18 protein-coding genes and 1 pseudogene are annotated in these 17240 nt (G+C 36.4%); 14 read left to right on the top strand and 5 right to left on the bottom strand.

The window, feature by feature from the left end:
• Positions 1-21: 21 nt before the first annotated feature.
• Positions 22-1047: a DUF2332 domain-containing protein gene (locus tag BFJ97_RS10980; RefSeq protein ID WP_068984686.1), complete on the bottom strand. Its 1026-nt coding sequence runs from the start codon at positions 1045-1047 to the stop codon at positions 22-24.
• Positions 1048-1293: 246 nt separating this feature from the next.
• On the opposite strand from BFJ97_RS10980, the gene BFJ97_RS10975 reads away from it, so the two are divergent.
• Positions 1294-2175: a LysR family transcriptional regulator gene (locus BFJ97_RS10975; RefSeq protein WP_068984685.1), complete on the top strand. Its 882-nt coding sequence runs from the start codon at positions 1294-1296 to the stop codon at positions 2173-2175.
• Between the two features lie 330 nt (positions 2176-2505).
• Here BFJ97_RS10975 and BFJ97_RS25175 read toward each other — a convergent pair whose 3' ends face one another.
• Positions 2506-2601: a putative holin-like toxin gene (locus tag BFJ97_RS25175; protein WP_223553293.1), complete on the bottom strand. Its 96-nt coding sequence runs from the start codon at positions 2599-2601 to the stop codon at positions 2506-2508.
• 393 nt (positions 2602-2994) lie between these two features.
• Between BFJ97_RS25175 and BFJ97_RS10970 the strand changes: the two genes are divergently transcribed.
• Positions 2995-3282 carry an Imm51 family immunity protein gene (locus BFJ97_RS10970; RefSeq protein ID WP_254660156.1) on the top strand — a complete coding sequence of 96 codons (288 nt, stop codon included), beginning with the start codon at positions 2995-2997 and terminating at the stop codon, positions 3280-3282.
• Between the two features lie 233 nt (positions 3283-3515).
• On the opposite strand, the pseudogene BFJ97_RS10965 reads toward BFJ97_RS10970, so the two are convergent.
• Positions 3516-3833 (bottom strand): annotated as a pseudogene (locus BFJ97_RS10965) (NADPH dehydrogenase); the annotation flags it as partial.
• A gap of 543 nt (positions 3834-4376) precedes the next feature.
• Here BFJ97_RS10965 and BFJ97_RS10960 point away from each other — a divergent pair.
• The 5 genes from BFJ97_RS10960 (at position 4377) to BFJ97_RS10940 (ending at position 7589) form a co-directional block, all read left to right on the top strand.
• The gene (locus tag BFJ97_RS10960; RefSeq protein ID WP_068984683.1) at positions 4377-4988 is read left to right on the top strand and encodes a hypothetical protein; all 612 of its coding nucleotides are present in this window, start codon (positions 4377-4379) and stop codon (positions 4986-4988) included.
• Between the two features lie 65 nt (positions 4989-5053).
• Positions 5054-5380: a DUF5713 family protein gene (locus tag BFJ97_RS10955; RefSeq protein ID WP_302621793.1), complete on the top strand. Its 327-nt coding sequence runs from the start codon at positions 5054-5056 to the stop codon at positions 5378-5380.
• A gap of 218 nt (positions 5381-5598) precedes the next feature.
• A complete protein-coding gene (locus tag BFJ97_RS10950) occupies positions 5599-6105 on the top strand; it encodes an imm68 putative immunity domain-containing protein (RefSeq protein WP_068984682.1) in 507 nt (168 codons plus the stop codon).
• A gap of 80 nt (positions 6106-6185) precedes the next feature.
• Positions 6186-6737: a hypothetical protein gene (locus BFJ97_RS10945; RefSeq protein ID WP_068984681.1), complete on the top strand. Its 552-nt coding sequence runs from the start codon at positions 6186-6188 to the stop codon at positions 6735-6737.
• Positions 6738-6974: 237 nt separating this feature from the next.
• On the top strand, positions 6975-7589 hold the full coding sequence (locus BFJ97_RS10940) for an Imm43 family immunity protein (protein WP_068984680.1): 615 nt from the start codon (positions 6975-6977) through the stop codon (positions 7587-7589).
• 157 nt (positions 7590-7746) lie between these two features.
• Here BFJ97_RS10940 and namA read toward each other — a convergent pair whose 3' ends face one another.
• Positions 7747-8757, bottom strand: a complete 1011-nt coding sequence (namA, locus tag BFJ97_RS10935; protein ID WP_068984679.1) for an NADPH dehydrogenase NamA — start codon at positions 8755-8757, stop codon at positions 7747-7749.
• A gap of 207 nt (positions 8758-8964) precedes the next feature.
• Entirely contained in the window at positions 8965-9768 is an 804-nt protein-coding gene (gene proC, locus BFJ97_RS10930; protein ID WP_068984678.1) for a pyrroline-5-carboxylate reductase, read from the bottom strand.
• A gap of 416 nt (positions 9769-10184) precedes the next feature.
• On the opposite strand from proC, the gene BFJ97_RS10925 reads away from it, so the two are divergent.
• The 7 genes from BFJ97_RS10925 to BFJ97_RS10895 all read left to right on the top strand — a co-directional run bounded on the left by BFJ97_RS10925 (position 10185) and on the right by BFJ97_RS10895 (position 17232).
• Positions 10185-11174, top strand: a complete 990-nt coding sequence (locus BFJ97_RS10925) for an MBL fold metallo-hydrolase (protein WP_068984677.1) — start codon at positions 10185-10187, stop codon at positions 11172-11174.
• A gap of 14 nt (positions 11175-11188) precedes the next feature.
• Entirely contained in the window at positions 11189-11938 is a 750-nt protein-coding gene (locus BFJ97_RS10920; RefSeq protein WP_068984676.1) for an SDR family NAD(P)-dependent oxidoreductase, read from the top strand.
• A gap of 442 nt (positions 11939-12380) precedes the next feature.
• Positions 12381-13574 (top strand): argininosuccinate synthase, encoded by a 1194-nt coding sequence (locus BFJ97_RS10915; protein WP_068984675.1) that lies wholly within the window; start codon positions 12381-12383, stop codon positions 13572-13574.
• Positions 13575-13648: 74 nt separating this feature from the next.
• Positions 13649-15022 (top strand): argininosuccinate lyase, encoded by a 1374-nt coding sequence (argH, locus tag BFJ97_RS10910; RefSeq protein ID WP_068984674.1) that lies wholly within the window; start codon positions 13649-13651, stop codon positions 15020-15022.
• A gap of 209 nt (positions 15023-15231) precedes the next feature.
• Positions 15232-15387 carry a hypothetical protein gene (locus BFJ97_RS10905; protein ID WP_223553269.1) on the top strand — a complete coding sequence of 52 codons (156 nt, stop codon included), beginning with the start codon at positions 15232-15234 and terminating at the stop codon, positions 15385-15387.
• Between the two features lie 380 nt (positions 15388-15767).
• Positions 15768-16145 (top strand): GntR family transcriptional regulator, encoded by a 378-nt coding sequence (locus BFJ97_RS10900; protein WP_068984673.1) that lies wholly within the window; start codon positions 15768-15770, stop codon positions 16143-16145.
• Between the two features lie 7 nt (positions 16146-16152).
• Positions 16153-17232, top strand: coding sequence for a DUF1648 domain-containing protein (locus tag BFJ97_RS10895; protein ID WP_068984672.1), 1080 nt, complete (start codon positions 16153-16155; stop codon positions 17230-17232).
• Positions 17233-17240 lie beyond the last annotated feature (8 nt).

The following is a 17240-nucleotide window of genomic DNA, read 5'->3' as shown; positions in this document are numbered from 1 at the left end:
TGTAGCGTTTTTTCGTGCTTATTATTTTGGGTTGGACCACTTGAACCATCGCGCATGACCATCCGGACGTTCCATGATTCGTATAGATTCTATTTCTCCTTGGTCAATAAAATCTTGATGCAGTTGTGAATCAAATAAATTGTTATAACAATGATAGAGCGGTCGTTCCTTGCTTACCTCTTTTAATTGTTCGATTAATTCAAGGCGTAATTCCATTGGGATTTGATTGGCCACATGAGTATGATAGACAACTAACATTGCATCTGGATTAATATCACTACTAATTTCCTTTATAAGTTTAATAGCATCTCCTTTCATCAGCTGTAAATTGAGCTCTTTTAAAATAGGGAGTGCTTGATTTAATAAAAGTCTTCGTTCTTGATGCTCTGGCCAAATTAACGCTTGGAGCCATCGAAGTTCTTCTTCATTATGGATATCAATAGGATTTAAATCGATGCCAATCCTTTGACAAACTACAGGAGGGTTCGTTATAGAGGCTGGCAGTGATTCTCCACGATTTTCTGAAGACAAAACGAAAGCATTCTCTGAATTAGTTATGTGAAGCTTTTCATTATAATAGTAATTGTATCGATCCATACCGAGCTGAAGTCCTGCACTTGCTCCGATTTCTATGAAGGCTAACGGTTTTTGATGACGTTCATAGATTTCTGTCATCATCGGATAAAGGTATGAACAACGGCGAATTTCATTAGTTTGGACTAGTTTCTCTTGAAATAAAGCCTTTAATTCGTCTGAATGTGACAAAACGAACGCTTTAAAAACAGGATACACTTCATTGATTGGTTTTGGCGTTGTCGTGAAGGATGGATAAAAATGAACTAATTCGTCTTTTGATGATGACAGTAAATAATGAACCCCAGCTAAAAATAAATTAGGTACAGGTTGTCCTTGAGGTACGAATGTGGCGATTTTTAACATTTCATCATCATCAGCAATTTTATTTGCTAAATGTTCATAAAGTGGACTTGAGTTTTCACATTCATTTTTTGCAAAAGTACGGAATTGTTTACTTAATTTAGCTAACATACGATTCTCCCCTTTGAAAAAAATTAATTTATCTAATTTAGAGTTTATTATTATTGGATAATTTAGTAAATTAAATATAGTTAATGAAGTTGATTAAAAACATTAATTTCTTTCAGCGGATGTTCAAACATCCGCTGAAAGAAGTTAAAGCCTCTGGCGGATGTCAAGGAATCGGCTTTGTGCAAGCACAAAGCCGATTCCGGACGCAATTATGCCGAGGCATAATTGATCGAAAGAGGTGCGGTTTTGGATTATAAATGGATACAGTCTTTTGTAGTAGCAGCTAAATATTGTAATTTTCGAGTGGCCGCAGAAGAATTACATTTATCGCAGCCAAGTATCACAGTCCATATTCATCAGTTAGAACGATCTTTGAATGTAAAATTATTCAAACGTGAGAAAAATCGTGTGCAATTAACGGAGGCGGGAAGGCTCTTTCTAATAGAAGCTCAGCAAATCATCTCTCAATGGGAAAAAAGTATTGAACGTTTTCAGTTAGCAACGAAAGGAATTAAAGAAAAGCTAGTTATTGCCATGACCCCTTTAATGGTGGAAACAATATTGCCTCATGTTATTTATCAGTTTATTAATGAAAATCCTTCTATCGAAATATCTATTCTAGTGGAGGAATCAGCAAAAATTGAAGATTTAATCAATAATGACAAGGCACATATTGGTATTTCTTTATTGCCAACTCATTATCGACATTGGCGTCAAGAGCTTGTAGTAGAGAGTCCTTTAGAATTGGTTATTCCACTGGATGCTTGTGATGATGAGACAGGAGCTTATATTGATTATGAGGAATTATTTCAAACCTACACGTTATTTACGCACCATCATCCGACTATTTGGGGGGATTTATTACATAAAATACAGGAAAAATATGTAGTTACCAAGCAAGTTTCCATATCTCAATCTTATGTCGTAAAGCGCTTAATAAAAGATGGGCTCGGTATATCATTTTTGCCACGGATGATTGTTAGAAGAGAGCGTATGGAAGGGCGGTTTAACATCGTTCCTTTCGATGAAATAGATTTGCCTAGTGTTCCTGTTTATCTTTTTTATAAGGATTCTGTACAAGTTCCAGAAGAATTATTAAGTTTATTTCAAACGAGGGATTATTTGTGAGATTTTTATAAATGTAATTAAGTTTTATATAGTATGAGAGATATATTTTAAAAAGGCGTGATTGTATTGAGAATTTTAATGGTCGAGGATCATGAAGATGTAAATGCAAGGTTAAAGGAATTGTTTGAGCAAGCAGGTTTAGCATAGATACTGGGTAATAGGGGTATAAATTCTTGAGAAATAAAAGCGATGTGTTATAATAGGGGTAAGAAAAAGACCGTATGGTGCTGTAACACCATGCGGTCAAGTAACAAAACAAACGCTTTTAGAGCGATTGGCAAGAGCGAAAGTAAAAGCACTTTAACCCTGCTTAGGTTTGAAAGGGTGCTTTTACTTTTTTTGTGAAAAAGTATATGACAATGCAAGGATAGCTATAATTAAAGTACCGAGACCAATAGCTATGTTTAATGCTTCATATGTTGTCATAAGCAATCCCTCCTTTCTCTCCTAGAACTAAATAGCAAAATTTGAATTAGGAGTAGTAGAGAAGATCGCCAATCACCCTTAAATACCTTTATTCTGTTACTCTTTAATTATACCATTTCTTCTATCATTATCATAACTTTGCTATCTCTTACTAGATTCTAATTCCTCTAACTGATTAGTTATTCTCTTCTTCGATTTATTAAACTTTATCACTCATTAACTCAATTCATTATTCTCCAATTAATTCATATTTGCCGACATGATATGGTCTAAGGTAAATTCTATCTCTTAAACTAGGTAATAATGTAGTTTTAAGTATTGTGATTATCATGTGCTCGGTGAAAGTGTGAGGTTTCAAGGTTCAAAAAAATTTTATTTTGATGGTGGCTTAAGATGAATTTTATTAATGATAAACAGATAATAGCTCCGTTTTTTTGGGTGGATCGTGAGAGTGATTCTGCGTCCTTGTGTTTTTATGTAGGTGAATATAAGCAAGAGCTTTTTGATACACGAGCTGATGAGGAGTTTGAAGGAGGAGGTTATGATTGGGAATCTTTGGCGATTGTCTTTCTTGAAGAAAAAATGCCCGAATTAAAAGGAATTGTCAAGTTTGATTCCGAAGCTAGTATGTTTTGTGCTTATTCCTCAGAAAGCGTTAGAGAAATTTGCTATTTCATTTAATAATACATGTGAAGATGAATCTACTATTACGGATTTATGTTCTCGTGCAGAATTATTGGATTAAAGGTATTATTTTCAGATTGTTTAAGATTTTATAGGGCGAAACATGCGCCAGTGAAGGCAATTGATAAATAAATAAACAAATTCCTCTATATTAAAATGAAAACAGCTTGCTAGCATAAATCAACAAGCTGTTTATTCTTTTTTGATGAGTGCCCGTATACCGTTTATTTTTACCAACCTCGTACGTATTGCACTGGAGGTTTCACTTCTTCTCCTAAATCCTTGGCAGCATGTAGTGGCCAATAGGGTTCGCGAAGAAGAACACGTGCTAAGAAAATTAAGTCAGCACGATTATTTTGTAAAATTTCCTCAGCTTGGATGGCTGTCGTAATAAGGCCGACTGCACCAGTTGGAATATCAGCACCGTGCTTTATCGCTTCAGCATGAGGTACTTGGTAGCCTGGAAAAACATGTATATGTGCGTGCGCGACACCACCTGTAGAAACATCCACTAAATCGATCCCCTGTGATTTCGTCCTACGACTGAATTTGTAATAATGGTAGCCAAGAAGCTTATTGCATTTTGGCTATAACAATACATAAAACGTTTACAGCGAAAACAAAATGTAATAACTTTTGTGGAAATATAAAACTATTTATGGTAATTATAGTATATGTAGTGAGGATTACGATAATGGCGATTTAATAACTTTAGGTAAACCTAAAACAATTTGGATTGGACTTGCATTAGGAGAAAAGGAAATCTTAATTGATGAGAATGTTAACTGCCTCCGGTTACGGAATTTGTTTATTTTCATTAGACGTGTTAGAAGATTTTAAAATAAAGAAAAAGTTAGGTCAAAAAAGCTTTTAAAAAAGGTTTAAAAAATTTTCAGGATAATCATATTCAATATTTATCTTCAAAATGAATTAGAAAGTTTTAATGATCATGCGAAGATGAAAATTATAACTTTAATGTTGCGAATATAGTTTAAATCATAGGTTAGTATGATTCTAAGAAACTGATAACACATATACTAAAAGTTTAAAGAATAATCCGACTGGCAAAATAGATAAGAAAGGTTGATGGAATGTTAAAAAGGTTTAGCTGGAAGAAAAATGATATACATTCAATTCAATTAAAAGATAATTTATATATCATTGCTCAATTATTAGAAAGTCCATATGTTGCATTTTTTAATATCTCGAGTGAAAGTAATAATTTTAACGAGAAGTCACTTGACTTAAATGATTTAAAACCTTTTGGGGTATGTATGGTTTTAAACGCGTTTTTTAAAAAGTGTTCTGTCGTAAAGGTAAAAAATGTAAAACCTAACTTGAATATCCCTATACCAGAGATTTTTATTAGTAGTGACAGAGGACAGTGGGGAAAGCGATCGGAATTTAGTGATGATGAACTTATATATAATTTGGTGAGAATTGATCCCACAGTCGGTGATAAGGGTCTTATGGGTAATGAAATTATCCAATATAATATCAATAGAAATGACCTGGGAATTTTAGATAACTATGAAATTGTTGGATACAACACTGGTTATGAATTTGTACGTCGCTTAATTTTATCTTTTGAGAATAGCCGTTGGATCGATCCATTAAAAGAACAGCGATTGCTTGGTAAAGATAACTATCCATTAAAAACAGTAGAAGAAATGTGGCGCTCTGGGGTTCCAAAGTATGAATAGGTGAAAATTTTTCTAAATAAAAATTGGCTTAGATTTTATTTTTTATATCAAAGGGAGGAAATGTTTTGAAGAAACTTGATTCTGAATTCAAATATTTAGTGGATATGTACGAAGATCCTTTTTTTCCAACGTTTTTAGTGGATAAACTGAAATTACATATTGTTAAAGTAGTTCATTTTATTGAGGAGAGCACTCATACTGTAGAAGCGATTCAGGAAAAGTTAGACGAAATGACTATAGCTATCAATGAGCTACAAAATGAGTTTTATGAAAATGACAGTGAAATAGAAACGTTTGCACGGGATTCAATCGGAGTAACAGTAGAAGATATTTTACAATATTTTGAGATTGATATCGATATTGAAGAAGCTCTTAGAGAACGCGATTGGTGAAAAATTGGTATAGGGTCAGCTTACTCTTGATTAGTAATCATATTGAGAGTGAGAAAGCTTCTGAAAACTGAAATTCATTTACGCCTTTTCCGAAATAGGAAAATATAAGAAAACTTTATCTATATTGCCACGATACGCAAATAGAATGGCGAAAACAATTACAACCAGTTTTCCCAATTTGCTAAACAAACAAGACTTTGGAAGGGGATAGAAAAGCGATGATGTACATTGAGCGATGGTGGGGAGAATATATTGGCGGAACCGATGATACATGCACTTTAATCGACTATTTAGTTGACAGAGAATTTGAGTCGGATATTCCAACAGAAATAAACGTTAAAAATATTTTTCAAGACTTTCAACTGACTAATGTTCGGGAAATAAAAGACTTACGCCAAACGAAAGACATTTACTTTATTATAGAAAAAGATTTTTTTCAAGATATAAGCTGTGTGATCAATTTGTTGATGGATGTTACGGCTATTATTCTGGAATGTCAAAAAAACGGTAAGGTTCATCTAACGGAATTAGCTGGTAACATCATGGACAAAAATGCTGTTATTACTTTAAAAGTGGAAAAAGAAGAAATGGCTTTTTTGAGGGGAATATTGGAAGATTTTATTCATCACCCTTTAAGTTATGATTTGGCGGAGTTTTGCCCGGAAGATGATATGCGAGAAATTGCAAAGGCATGCAAGGAGATTTTAACAGAACTAAACATGTAAAATATTAATTAAAAGCAACGGAGGAATGAACATAGAGAAGCGAGAACGAGCAGAATTCTGATTCCAAGAGAGGTGTAACTATGAGTATTGGATTGAATGAGATATGGAATGGAAAAATCCCTGCAGATGAAATGAATTTAGCGGAATTATCCGATAAAATATGGGAGATCGGCGAACTGGATGCCATCCAAGAGAAGGTGTCGCCAGAGTTATTTCAACTTCACATCGCCATCAATATGATTGGTAACTGGCAGTGTGATGGTTGGGACGGTATTATCGCGTATCAGCCGCATCTCGTGCCGTATATTTCCGAGGTTTTGGCGAAATTTGGCTTGCAGCATTTGCATCATGCTTTTGACGAAGTTATTGCGATTTTCCCAGATTTCATTACATTTAAGGATGATTCACTTTATTGTGAAATGATCAACTTCCTACATAATATGCGACTTAAGGTAAGTAACGAACGTTTGAACGCGTATACGCAAGAAGAGCGTCAAGCCATGGTGACGCAATATCAGGAAAAGCTCAATCAATTGGATAAAATGACGGGACCTCTTTGGGGATATGGTAGCCCTATGGACGGTTGGGCCATCATCTTTGAATATATACAAAAAATAGAAAAGTCTATATAAAAAGCGCTTCGGAAAAACAGCTACAATAGAAACTATAGATGACATATTAAGAATCATTTTTGTGGGAACTAAATTAGAGAAGTGAATTAGGCTTTTGTTTTCACCAAATTGAAACAAGTGTAAAAAATATACTGAATCTCTACAAAGAAATCTAAGTAAGAAAATTACTTCTGAAAAAATAAAAACTAAAACACCAAGTGATAGAATATCTTAAATGAAGGGAATGTCGTTTTTAATATGGGAAATACATTTGCGATTTTCGGAAAAGAAGGTATATTCTGTCCCACTTACCTAGAAGGAATAATACATACAGAATTTTTTGAAAAAAATCCTTTTGAAGCAAGAGACTCTGATGCTGGGGAATGGAGAACCTCAAGAAATATTATGACAGAGTTACCTGAGGAAATATGGTTTGTTACAAAAGATATAAAATATGATTTTGATTTACGATGGGGGGGTGGTGGATTTTTTGCATCGTTAGATTTTCTAAACCTTTTGCAGAAATTTGGAATTAACAATTTTCAATACACTAAATTGTATATGGTGAACAAGCATAAAAAAAGCATATCGTCAAAGGATTATTTTTATGTACGATTTTTCGATAAGTTGGAAAATGTTATAGATATGGAAAAATCAAACATTGAATTCTATAAGCAAAATGGACATCTTAAAAAAATATGGGATTTACAATTGAAAGATACAATTACTTTTCCTGAAGTGTTTCTAATTAATAATATAAAACTTTACAGCGTGATGTTTTGTTCAGAAGAATTTAAAAAAGAAGCTGAAAAACTTAAATTGAAGGGTATTACCTTTGTCCCTTCAAATGAAGCTGGTGTGTATAAACCTTAGAGTTAGTGAAAGAGCTACGTGCCGCAGCAAGTACAAAGAATACTTATCTATTGAGTCAATATGATCGAATCGCCGCCGATGTGGCCTTATTAAAATGAAAAACAGCTTGTTGCACAAGCTGTTTTTTTATGGGGTATAGTAAATATACCGTTTATTTTTACCAACCTCGTACGTATTGCACTGGAGGTTTCACTTCTTCTCCTAAATCCTTGGCAGCATGTAGTGGCCAATAGGGTTCGCGAAGAAGAACACGTGCTAAGAAAATTAAGTCAGCACGATTATTTTGTAAAATTTCCTCAGCTTGGATGGCTGTCGTAATAAGGCCGACTGCACCAGTTGGAATATCAGCACCGTGCTTTATCGCTTCAGCATGAGGTACTTGGTAGCCTGGAAAAACATGTATATGTGCGTGCACGACACCACCTGTAGAAACATCCACTAAATCGATCCCCTGTGATTTCATCCAACGGCTAAAGACGATAAAGTCTTCCATTGTAGTGCCATCCTCTGCATAGTCTTCAGCGGAAACACGCACAAGTAATGGACCCTCCCAAACACTACGAATAGCATCAATGACTTGACGAAGGAAGCGATAACGATTTTCTTGAGAGCCACCGTATTGGTCATTGCGTTTATTCGTTGCTGGTGATAAAAATTCACTAATTAAATAGCCATGTGCTCCATGTATTTCCAGTACATCAAAGCCTGCTTTCGCTGCTCGAATAGCTGCTAGCTTAAATGCTTCTACAATATATTTAATATCTTCTAAAGTCATCTCAGTTGGTGTTTTATAAGCATCGCTAAATGCTATGGCTGATGGTGCAAATATTTCTCCCTCTACAGTTGCTTTACGGCCAGCGTGTGCAAGTTGTATGCCGGTTTTTGCCCCGTACGCCTTCATGCCTTGAACTAATTGGCTTAACCCTTCGATATGAGCGTCATCCCAAATCCCAAGATCGTTACTAGATATACGCCCCTCTGGAACGACACCGGTAGCTTCGACAATAATTAAACCTACTTGACCAGCCGCTCGCGTTGCGTAATGTACTTGGTGGAATGGTGTGACCAGCCCATCATCCTGTGCTGAGTACATACACATCGGTGCCATAACAATACGATTTTTTAAAGAAATAGTTTGTAATTGATAAGGTTCGAATAATTTAGTCAAAATAAAGCCCCCTAATTCCTAGAAATATACTTTACCCCGCATTAACGTGCAGTAATACGCCCACCTCAAAATTTTAGCAAAAGCAAAGAAGTTAGTTAAATGGGAGATAAACTGTCCGTAAAAGCCCGATTCGTTCAACTAATAATTAGTGGGGGAATGAAGAAAACCCCCACTGATTAAAGTTTCACTTTATTTTGCACTCATTACTTAACTATTTGCAAGTGAACGAGATCTCGCCTCAGCTTCTTTAATACATGCTTCAATGGCCTCATTAAATTGATATTGTTCAAGTGCCTTAATTCCGGCTTCCGTTGTGCCACCTGGACTTGTTACTTTTCGACGCAATACATCAGGCTCGTCAACAGATTGCTTCAACATTTCCGCAGTGCCAGCAAGTGTTTGTGTCATTAATAGTCGTACAGTATCCTTTGAGAGCCCGACCTTTGTACCGACGCGTTCAAAAGCCTCCATTAAATAATAAATATAAGCTGGACCACTACCTGAAAGGGCCGTTACCGCATGTAATTGATCCTCATCCACCTCAATGACTGAACCAACCGCCTCTAAAAGCTGTAAGAAAATTGAGCGCTGTGCAGCTGTAACTTTGTCATTAAATGCAATCCCACTTGCAGACATCCCAATCGTGGCAGAAGTGTTAGGCATAACGCGTGCGACTGGACGGGCACCTAAATGTTCTGTAATAGTAGTAATAGCAATACCTGCTAAAATTGAAAGAACGGATGATTGCTCTGTAATTTTAGGCTTTAACTCACGCATCGCTGCCACGGCATCCTTAGGTTTCATAGCTAAAATGATTAAATCAGCCTGTTGATAAATATCATGGCTAAAATTGCAATTTACACCATATGTGTCGTGTAAAAAATGTAAACGTTCTTTGTCTGAGCGATTGGTGACGTAAATTTCTTGTGCTGTAAATACCTTTTGTTTAATCCAGCCCTGAATCAATGCCTCTGCCATAGAGCCTGCACCAATAAATAGTATTTTTTTCATGATTAAAACCTCCAGTTCTCAAAATCAATTTCGCCTTGGCGTAATTGTAGCTGACGCTTCGCTTTCGCATAGAAAACATTTGCTGAAAGAAGATAAAAAAGCGTTTTCGTCCTTATATAGAAGGACGAAAACGCTATTGTTTCCGCGGTACCACCTTTGTTTGCCAATTGGCACAACTCACAGCCCTTTTATCGCAAGGGAGACGGTTATGTTTTCATAACTGCTCAGAAGTAGGTTCGGTAATGGGAGCGGGTGATGTTACTTTCAGCAAATGTAACACTCTCTAAACACCTTCACCAAATACGTACTTGGCTTCATCAACGCACAAAAATAATTTGATTATTCAAAATTATATTGATAATACGTCAACCTGTCAACAGAAGGATGACGAACAGAAGAAAAACTTGTAAAATAGAATGAATCGGTATTCACTAGTTGCACAAAAGGGGGAAACAGCTTTGTCTATATTCAAAATAGAAATACCAACACCCTATGAAGTAGGAGATGTCAATGCTTTTGTTGTAAAAGGCGATGCATTGACAATTTTTGATGTAGGTCCAAAAACAATGGATGCCTATGATGCGCTAAAATGGGGTATTCGCGCAGCGGGCTTTGATATGCGAGATATTGAACAGGTTGTGTTAACCCACCATCATCCTGATCATGCAGGTTGGGTGGATGCCTTTCCACATGCAGAAATTTTAGGGCATGCCTATAATGATAAGTGGCTTCGTCATGATGAGGAATTTTTAAATTACCATGAGCAGTTTTATAGTGAACGCTTGTTTGAGAACGGTGTTCCTCAACAATATATCCAAACAAATGTACATGTACGTCGTGAATTAGAGCTTGTAGGTGAACGACCATTAACACAAATTCTATATGATGGTGATGAAGTGCCAGGACATCCGGGATTAAAGGCAATTGAAACATTGGGTCACGCACAAAGCCACCTCATCTTCTGGGATGAAAAATCTCATCATGTCATTGGTGGAGATTTATTGCTTGAAAAAATAACGCCAAATCCATTGATTGAACCACCATTGGATCGGACAATCGGGCGTACGAAATCGATACTACAATATAATGAATCGCTTGAAATTTTACGTCGATTACCAGTAAAAACGATGTATACAGGTCATGGTGCGGAGTTAGAGGATATTCCTCATTTAATTGATAAACGACTAGAACGCCAACATCAGCAATCTCTGAAAGTTTGCGAATTATTTGAGGACGAACCATTAACTGTCGTGCAAGTAACGAAACGCTTATATCCGGCAATTTTTCAGCGTCAATTTGGATTGACACTGTCCAAAACGCTTGGCCATATAGATTACTTAGAAGCAAACAATTATATTACATCGACGAAAACCGAAGAAGGTATCTATTTATATAAAAGGAAGTAGGTTTATACAAGAAAATGAATAAAAAGACGATCTTCGTTACAGGTGCAACAAGTGGTGTAGGATTGAAAATTACAGAATTATTAGTCGCACAAGGTCATACGGTTTATGCAACAGGACGCAATACAGTGGCATTGAAAGCATTAGAACGGGTAGGCGCCAACGTGATCCAAGCAGATTTAACTAATTTAGCAACAATAGATGAAGTATGTGCACAGCTACCGCCTCTTGATGTAGCTATTTTATCAGCCGGGGTAGGTAAATTTGGCATTGCACCTGACTTATCAGATGAAGCTATTAGACAAATGGTAGAGTTAAATGTCAGTGTACCGATGTATTTAGTAAAACGTCTTGCAGCAGCAATGATACAACGTCAGCAAGGTCAGTTAATCTTTATTGGCTCACAAGCTGGGAAAGTAGCGACACCGAAGGCCAGTGTCTATGCTGCAACAAAGCATGCGATTGTCGGCTTTACAAATGGTCTTCGCATGGAACTGGCTCCGTACAATGTTAAAGTTACAGCGATACATCCAGGTCCAATCGATACACCATTTTTAGATAAAGCGAGTGATGAAAGTGGCTATCGAGAGTCTTTAGGAAGATTTTTATTAACAGCAGAAGAAGTGGCGCAGGCTACTGTAAAAACAATTGAACGCCCTGTGCGAGAGGTAAATTTACCAAGAATCATGGGGTTATCAAGCAAGCTTTATGCGATCGCGCCTGCAACAGTTGAATTTTTAGGCAAATCATTTTTCAATAAGAAGTAACGAAAATCTCAATAAAATAATTTTAATCAAACTGTAAACATACTTAAGTAAGAATTGAGTGTGTTTACAGTTTTTTATTTTTGTTAAAACATATGCCATGTTTATAGGTTGATTGGAGTGAAGGCTGGACGTCCTCAAAAAGCGCACAGCAGGAACGGAAATCAACCCCGTTATGGTGATGGGCCATTTACTTTCCTAAAATTTATATTATATACATTCATGTAGCGAGTAAAAAATCGTTTTTCCGAGTGAAAATATTCACAGTTTGTACAATGGCTGAAAGTGTAGGAATGACTTACTTTTTACAATAAACATAAAAGTCTATAAATTTATAAAAATACACTTGTTTTTATTTTTATAACATGATACTATTCGTGTATAAACTTTTAAGTGAATGTATAAAAATACATATCCTATAGAGCAAATTGGAGGCGCATTTGTTATGGCAAATAAAAAAGTAGTATTAGCATACTCAGGCGGTCTTGATACTTCGGTAGCAATTCCATGGTTAAAAGAACAAGGTTGGGACGTTATTGCAGTTTGTCTTGACGTAGGTGAAGGTAAGGATCTTGAATTTGTAAAAAATAAAGCTCTTCAAGTAGGAGCTATTGAATCATATATGGTAGATGCGAAGGATGAGTTTGCTGAAGAATATGCATTAATTTCATTACAAGCTCATACTTGGTACGAACAAAAATATCCACTAGTATCGGCACTTTCTCGTCCATTAATTTCTAAAAAATTAGTGGAAATTGCAAACCAAGTAGGTGCGGACGCAGTAGCTCATGGTTGCACAGGTAAAGGGAATGACCAAGTTCGTTTCGAAGTTTCAATCAAAGCGTTAAATCCAGACTTAGAAGTATTAGCACCTGTACGTGAGTGGGGCTGGAGCCGTGATGAGGAAATCGAATATGCAATGAAACATGATGTACCGATTCCTGCAACGTTAGATTCACCATTCTCTATCGACCAAAACTTATGGGGTCGTGCAAATGAAGCGGGCGTAATGGAAGATCCATGGGTATCTCCACCAGAAGAAGCATATGGTTTAACAGTTTCTGTAGAAAATGCTCCAGATGAAGCGGAATACGTAGAAATTGAATTTGTTGCTGGTAAGCCAGTATCTTTAAACGGTAAAGAAATGAAGCTTGCTGATTTAATCCAAGAGCTAAATGCAGTAGCTGGAGCACACGGTGTTGGTCGTATCGATCACGTAGAAAACCGATTAGTTGGTATAAAATCTCGTGAAGTATACGAAATTCCAGGAGCAAAAGTGCTATTAACGGCTCATAAAGAGCTTGAAGACTTAACGCTTGTAAAAGAGTTAGCACACTTCAAGCCAGTCATTGAGAAAAAATTATCTGAATTAATTTATGATGGTTTATGGTTCTCTCCATTACGTGTAGCACTGGAGTCATTCCTTGCTGAATCACAAAAATTTGTAAATGGAACTGTGCGTGTGAAGCTTTACAAAGGTCATGCAATTGTGGAAGGACGTAAATCTCCAAATTCACTTTATAGTGAGAAGCTAGCAACATATTCTAAAGAAGACCAATTCAACCATGCTTCAGCAGTAGGCTTTATCGAATTATGGGGTCTGCCAACAGTAGTGAATTCTTCTGTTAATAAAAAATAATTTTGACAAGTAAGGTGTAGTGTAGCATTGCGCTGCACCTTTTTGATCAGTCATGAAGGAAAAGGTGAGCTGTTATGACAAAACTTTGGGGCGGACGTTTCCAAAAATCAGCAGAAGCATGGGTGGACGAGTTCGGCGCATCGATTGGCTTTGACCAACAGCTTGTTCTAGAAGATCTAGAAGGTAGCATAGCGCATGTTACGATGCTTGGCGCAACAGGAATTTTACCAGCTGCTGACGTAGAGGCAATTCTCGGTGGCCTTGCACAATTACAAGAGAAAGCAATCGCAGGAGAGCTTGAATTTACAGTTGCCAATGAAGATATTCACTTAAATCTGGAAAAAATGCTCATTGATTTAATTGGTCCTGTAGGTGGTAAGCTTCACACAGGCCGTAGCCGAAATGACCAAGTAGCAACGGATATGCATATTTTCTTAAAGAAGCGTGTGAAGGAAGCAATCGGTTTAATTGAAACATTCCAAAAAACATTGCTAGAAAAGGCAGAAGAGCATGTGGAAACGATTGCTCCAGGCTATACACATTTACAACGTGCACAGCCAATCTCATTTGCTCATCACTTAATGGCCTATTTCTGGATGTTAGAGCGTGATAAACAACGTTTTACGGAATCGATGAAGCGTATTGATATTCTGCCTTTAGGTGCAGGAGCAATGGCTGGTACAACTTTCCCAATCGACCGATTAAAATCAGCGGAGCTTCTAGGCTTCAGCGAAGTTTATGCCAATTCCATGGATGCGGTAAGTGACCGTGATTTTATCGTTGAATTTTTAAGCCATTCATCATTATTAATGGCGCATTTATCTCGTTTTGCAGAGGAAATTATTTTGTGGTCAACAGACGAATTCAAATTTATCGAATTGGATGATGCCTTCTCAACAGGTTCTTCCATTATGCCTCAAAAGAAAAATCCTGATATGGCCGAGTTAATTCGTGGAAAAACAGGACGTGTATACGGTAACTTAATGGGCTTATTAACAGTCCTTAAAGGAACACCGTTAACATACAACAAAGATATGCAAGAAGATAAAGAAGGTATGTTCGATACCGTCCATACAATTCTTGGTTCCCTAAAAATCTTTGAAGGTATGATTCGCACAATGACTGTCAAGACAGAGCGTTTGCACCAGGCAGTACACTCTGACTTCTCCAATGCTACGGAGCTTGCAGATTACCTTGCAACAAAAGGTATGCCTTTCCGTGAAGCACATGAAGTGACAGGAAAACTTGTATTCACATGTATTCAAAAGGGCATCTATTTATTAGATTTACCGCTTGAAGAGATGAAACAAGAAAGTGATCTGATCGAAGGGGATATTTACGATGTATTAGCGCCTGAAGCAGCAGTTCGTCGTCGTCATTCTTTAGGTGGCACAGGATTTGATCAAGTAAAAATCCAAATCGAAAAAGCAAAAGCTTGTTTTGCTTAACCATAATTTAGCGTGCATGTCCTCGTGACTTTTGCATAGATATTCATTAAAGCTGTCCAGTGAGGCACTATGAAAACCATTATCCTTTTTCGTCAGAGCCAGAGGGTGAGACGGAATAGAGACCCTTACATACGTGAAGGACAATCCCCAATTCTGGAGACGCGGAATTGGGGTTTTTGTTTAAAGAAATAACAATGGGAGGGATTTCAATGAATGAGCGTTTTTCAAAGGGGTACGAAACAATTAAACAGTATGTGACAAAGGAAGAAGCGGCACGAATGATTGAGGCAGATGCACTAGCTGATGTAGCACCAGATTTACGTAAAATGATTATTGAATTTGCCTATGAAATGCTCTTCACATGAATAAACACTTATGAAACGGTTCATATTAAGTGCGGAATCACTTATTAATCTAATATGATTAGGAGGATGTAGAATGAGTAGTCTAACACCCAAAGACCAGGAATCTCAGGAAAGTCCGCCACAGTTGTATAAGGTGAGCTTCTAAAAATCTTAAGGAATTGGTGAGGCAGAGGATCTTCTGTTTTGCTGTAGCTTAAGAAGAAGCAAAAACCGATACAAATAAAATCAAATAGAAATAAGTGTTCTTGGATCCAGAATTTTTCTGGGTCCTTTTTATTTGAGGAGATTGGTAATTAATTTGACATTAAATACAAATCTGTATTATTCTAAGTATGACAGATTTCTGTTTGGTGATAAGCGATACAGATTGGAGGGGTAAGATGCAAATTCATTTAGATCCAAGCAGTGAATTACAGCTTTATAAACAGTTAGCGAATCAGTTAATTGAGTTAATTGCTAAGGGTGAATTAAAAAATGGTGATACATTACCGTCAGTTCGTTCAATGGCTTCGGATTTGGGTATTAATGTCAGTACGGTAAGTAAAAGCTATCATGAACTTGAAGAAAAAGGCTTAATTGAATTAAAGCCGAAAGCAAAGGCGATCATTATCGGTGGTCAAAAAAAAGAACTGGAAGAGACAGAAGTGGAAAAAGTAGAAAATGCATTAAAGCCAATTATGGCTGAAGCATTGGCACGTGGCCTTGAAAAAGATCAGATGACGAGTTTGTTTCATCGAATTTTAAAACAATGGAAGTAGGGAAAATATGCTTTTTATATTAGGCATTTTTATCTTCGTAGGAGTATTGGAAACAATAACACCACATTTAACTAGAAAAACAATCGTGTTTGGTGTTTCAATTCCAGAGCCCTATGTGCAACATCAGCAATTACGATTATTCAAAAAGCACTACAGCATGTTCGTTGGGAGCATAGCAATTGCCTTTCTTTTAGGCCAAATTTTACTACTATATACGTCCATTCAGGAAGAGAAATTTGTTTTATTATCCTTTATTTTACTATACATCATGCTACTCATATCAGCTGGACTTTATATGTTTTATCATTTAAAAACAAAAAAGCTGAAAAAACAAGAAGATTGGGAAGCACACGTAAAGACTGTTTATGTCATGGATTTATCTATACGAGACAGAGATGAAGCACTTTCATCTACATTTTTTACATTACCAATTATTATCACTTTAGCATTGATTACCTTTACTTATATGAATTACAGTTCCATCCCAGATGTATTTGCTACCCATTGGAATGCAGCAGGTGAGGTAGATGCCTGGACAGAAAAAACATGGCTATCAGTTATCGAATTGCCACTTATGTTACTAGGGCTACAAATTAGCTTTTTCATCATGAGTAAAGGTATGAAAAGTGCCAAAATACAGTTGAGTGCACAAGACAAAGAAGCTTCAGCCAATAGAGAGCTTAAACAACGTAAGTATGGAAGCTGGTACTTAGTTGCAATTAATTTTAGTTTAACCATTCTTTTTGTAGTTTCACATTACACGACAGTGATTTTAGAGGATCAAATAGTTCCTTACTTTTTCCCGCTCTTTATCGTTTTTAATGTAGTCACTTTAGGTGGGCTTATCCTCTTAATTTGGAAGTTCAATAAAAGTAATGAACGTTTTGATGATTTACATACAAATGAAACAGCTGCTGCCGATGATCGATACTGGAAATGGGGTATTTTATACATTAATAAAAATGACCCTTCATTATTAGTACAAAAAAAATTCGGTGTTGGTTGGACCCTGAATCTGGCAAATAAATGGAGCTATATCATTTTATTCGTCATATTTTTGCCAATCTTATTGACCATCTTTAAATAGAGAGGGAG

This window comes from Lysinibacillus xylanilyticus, assembly GCF_001708185.1.
Lineage (GTDB): Bacteria > Bacillota > Bacilli > Bacillales_A > Planococcaceae > Lysinibacillus > Lysinibacillus xylanilyticus_A.
Note: the sequence above shows the minus strand (reverse complement) of the source record. Positions and strands in the feature narration are given on the sequence as shown.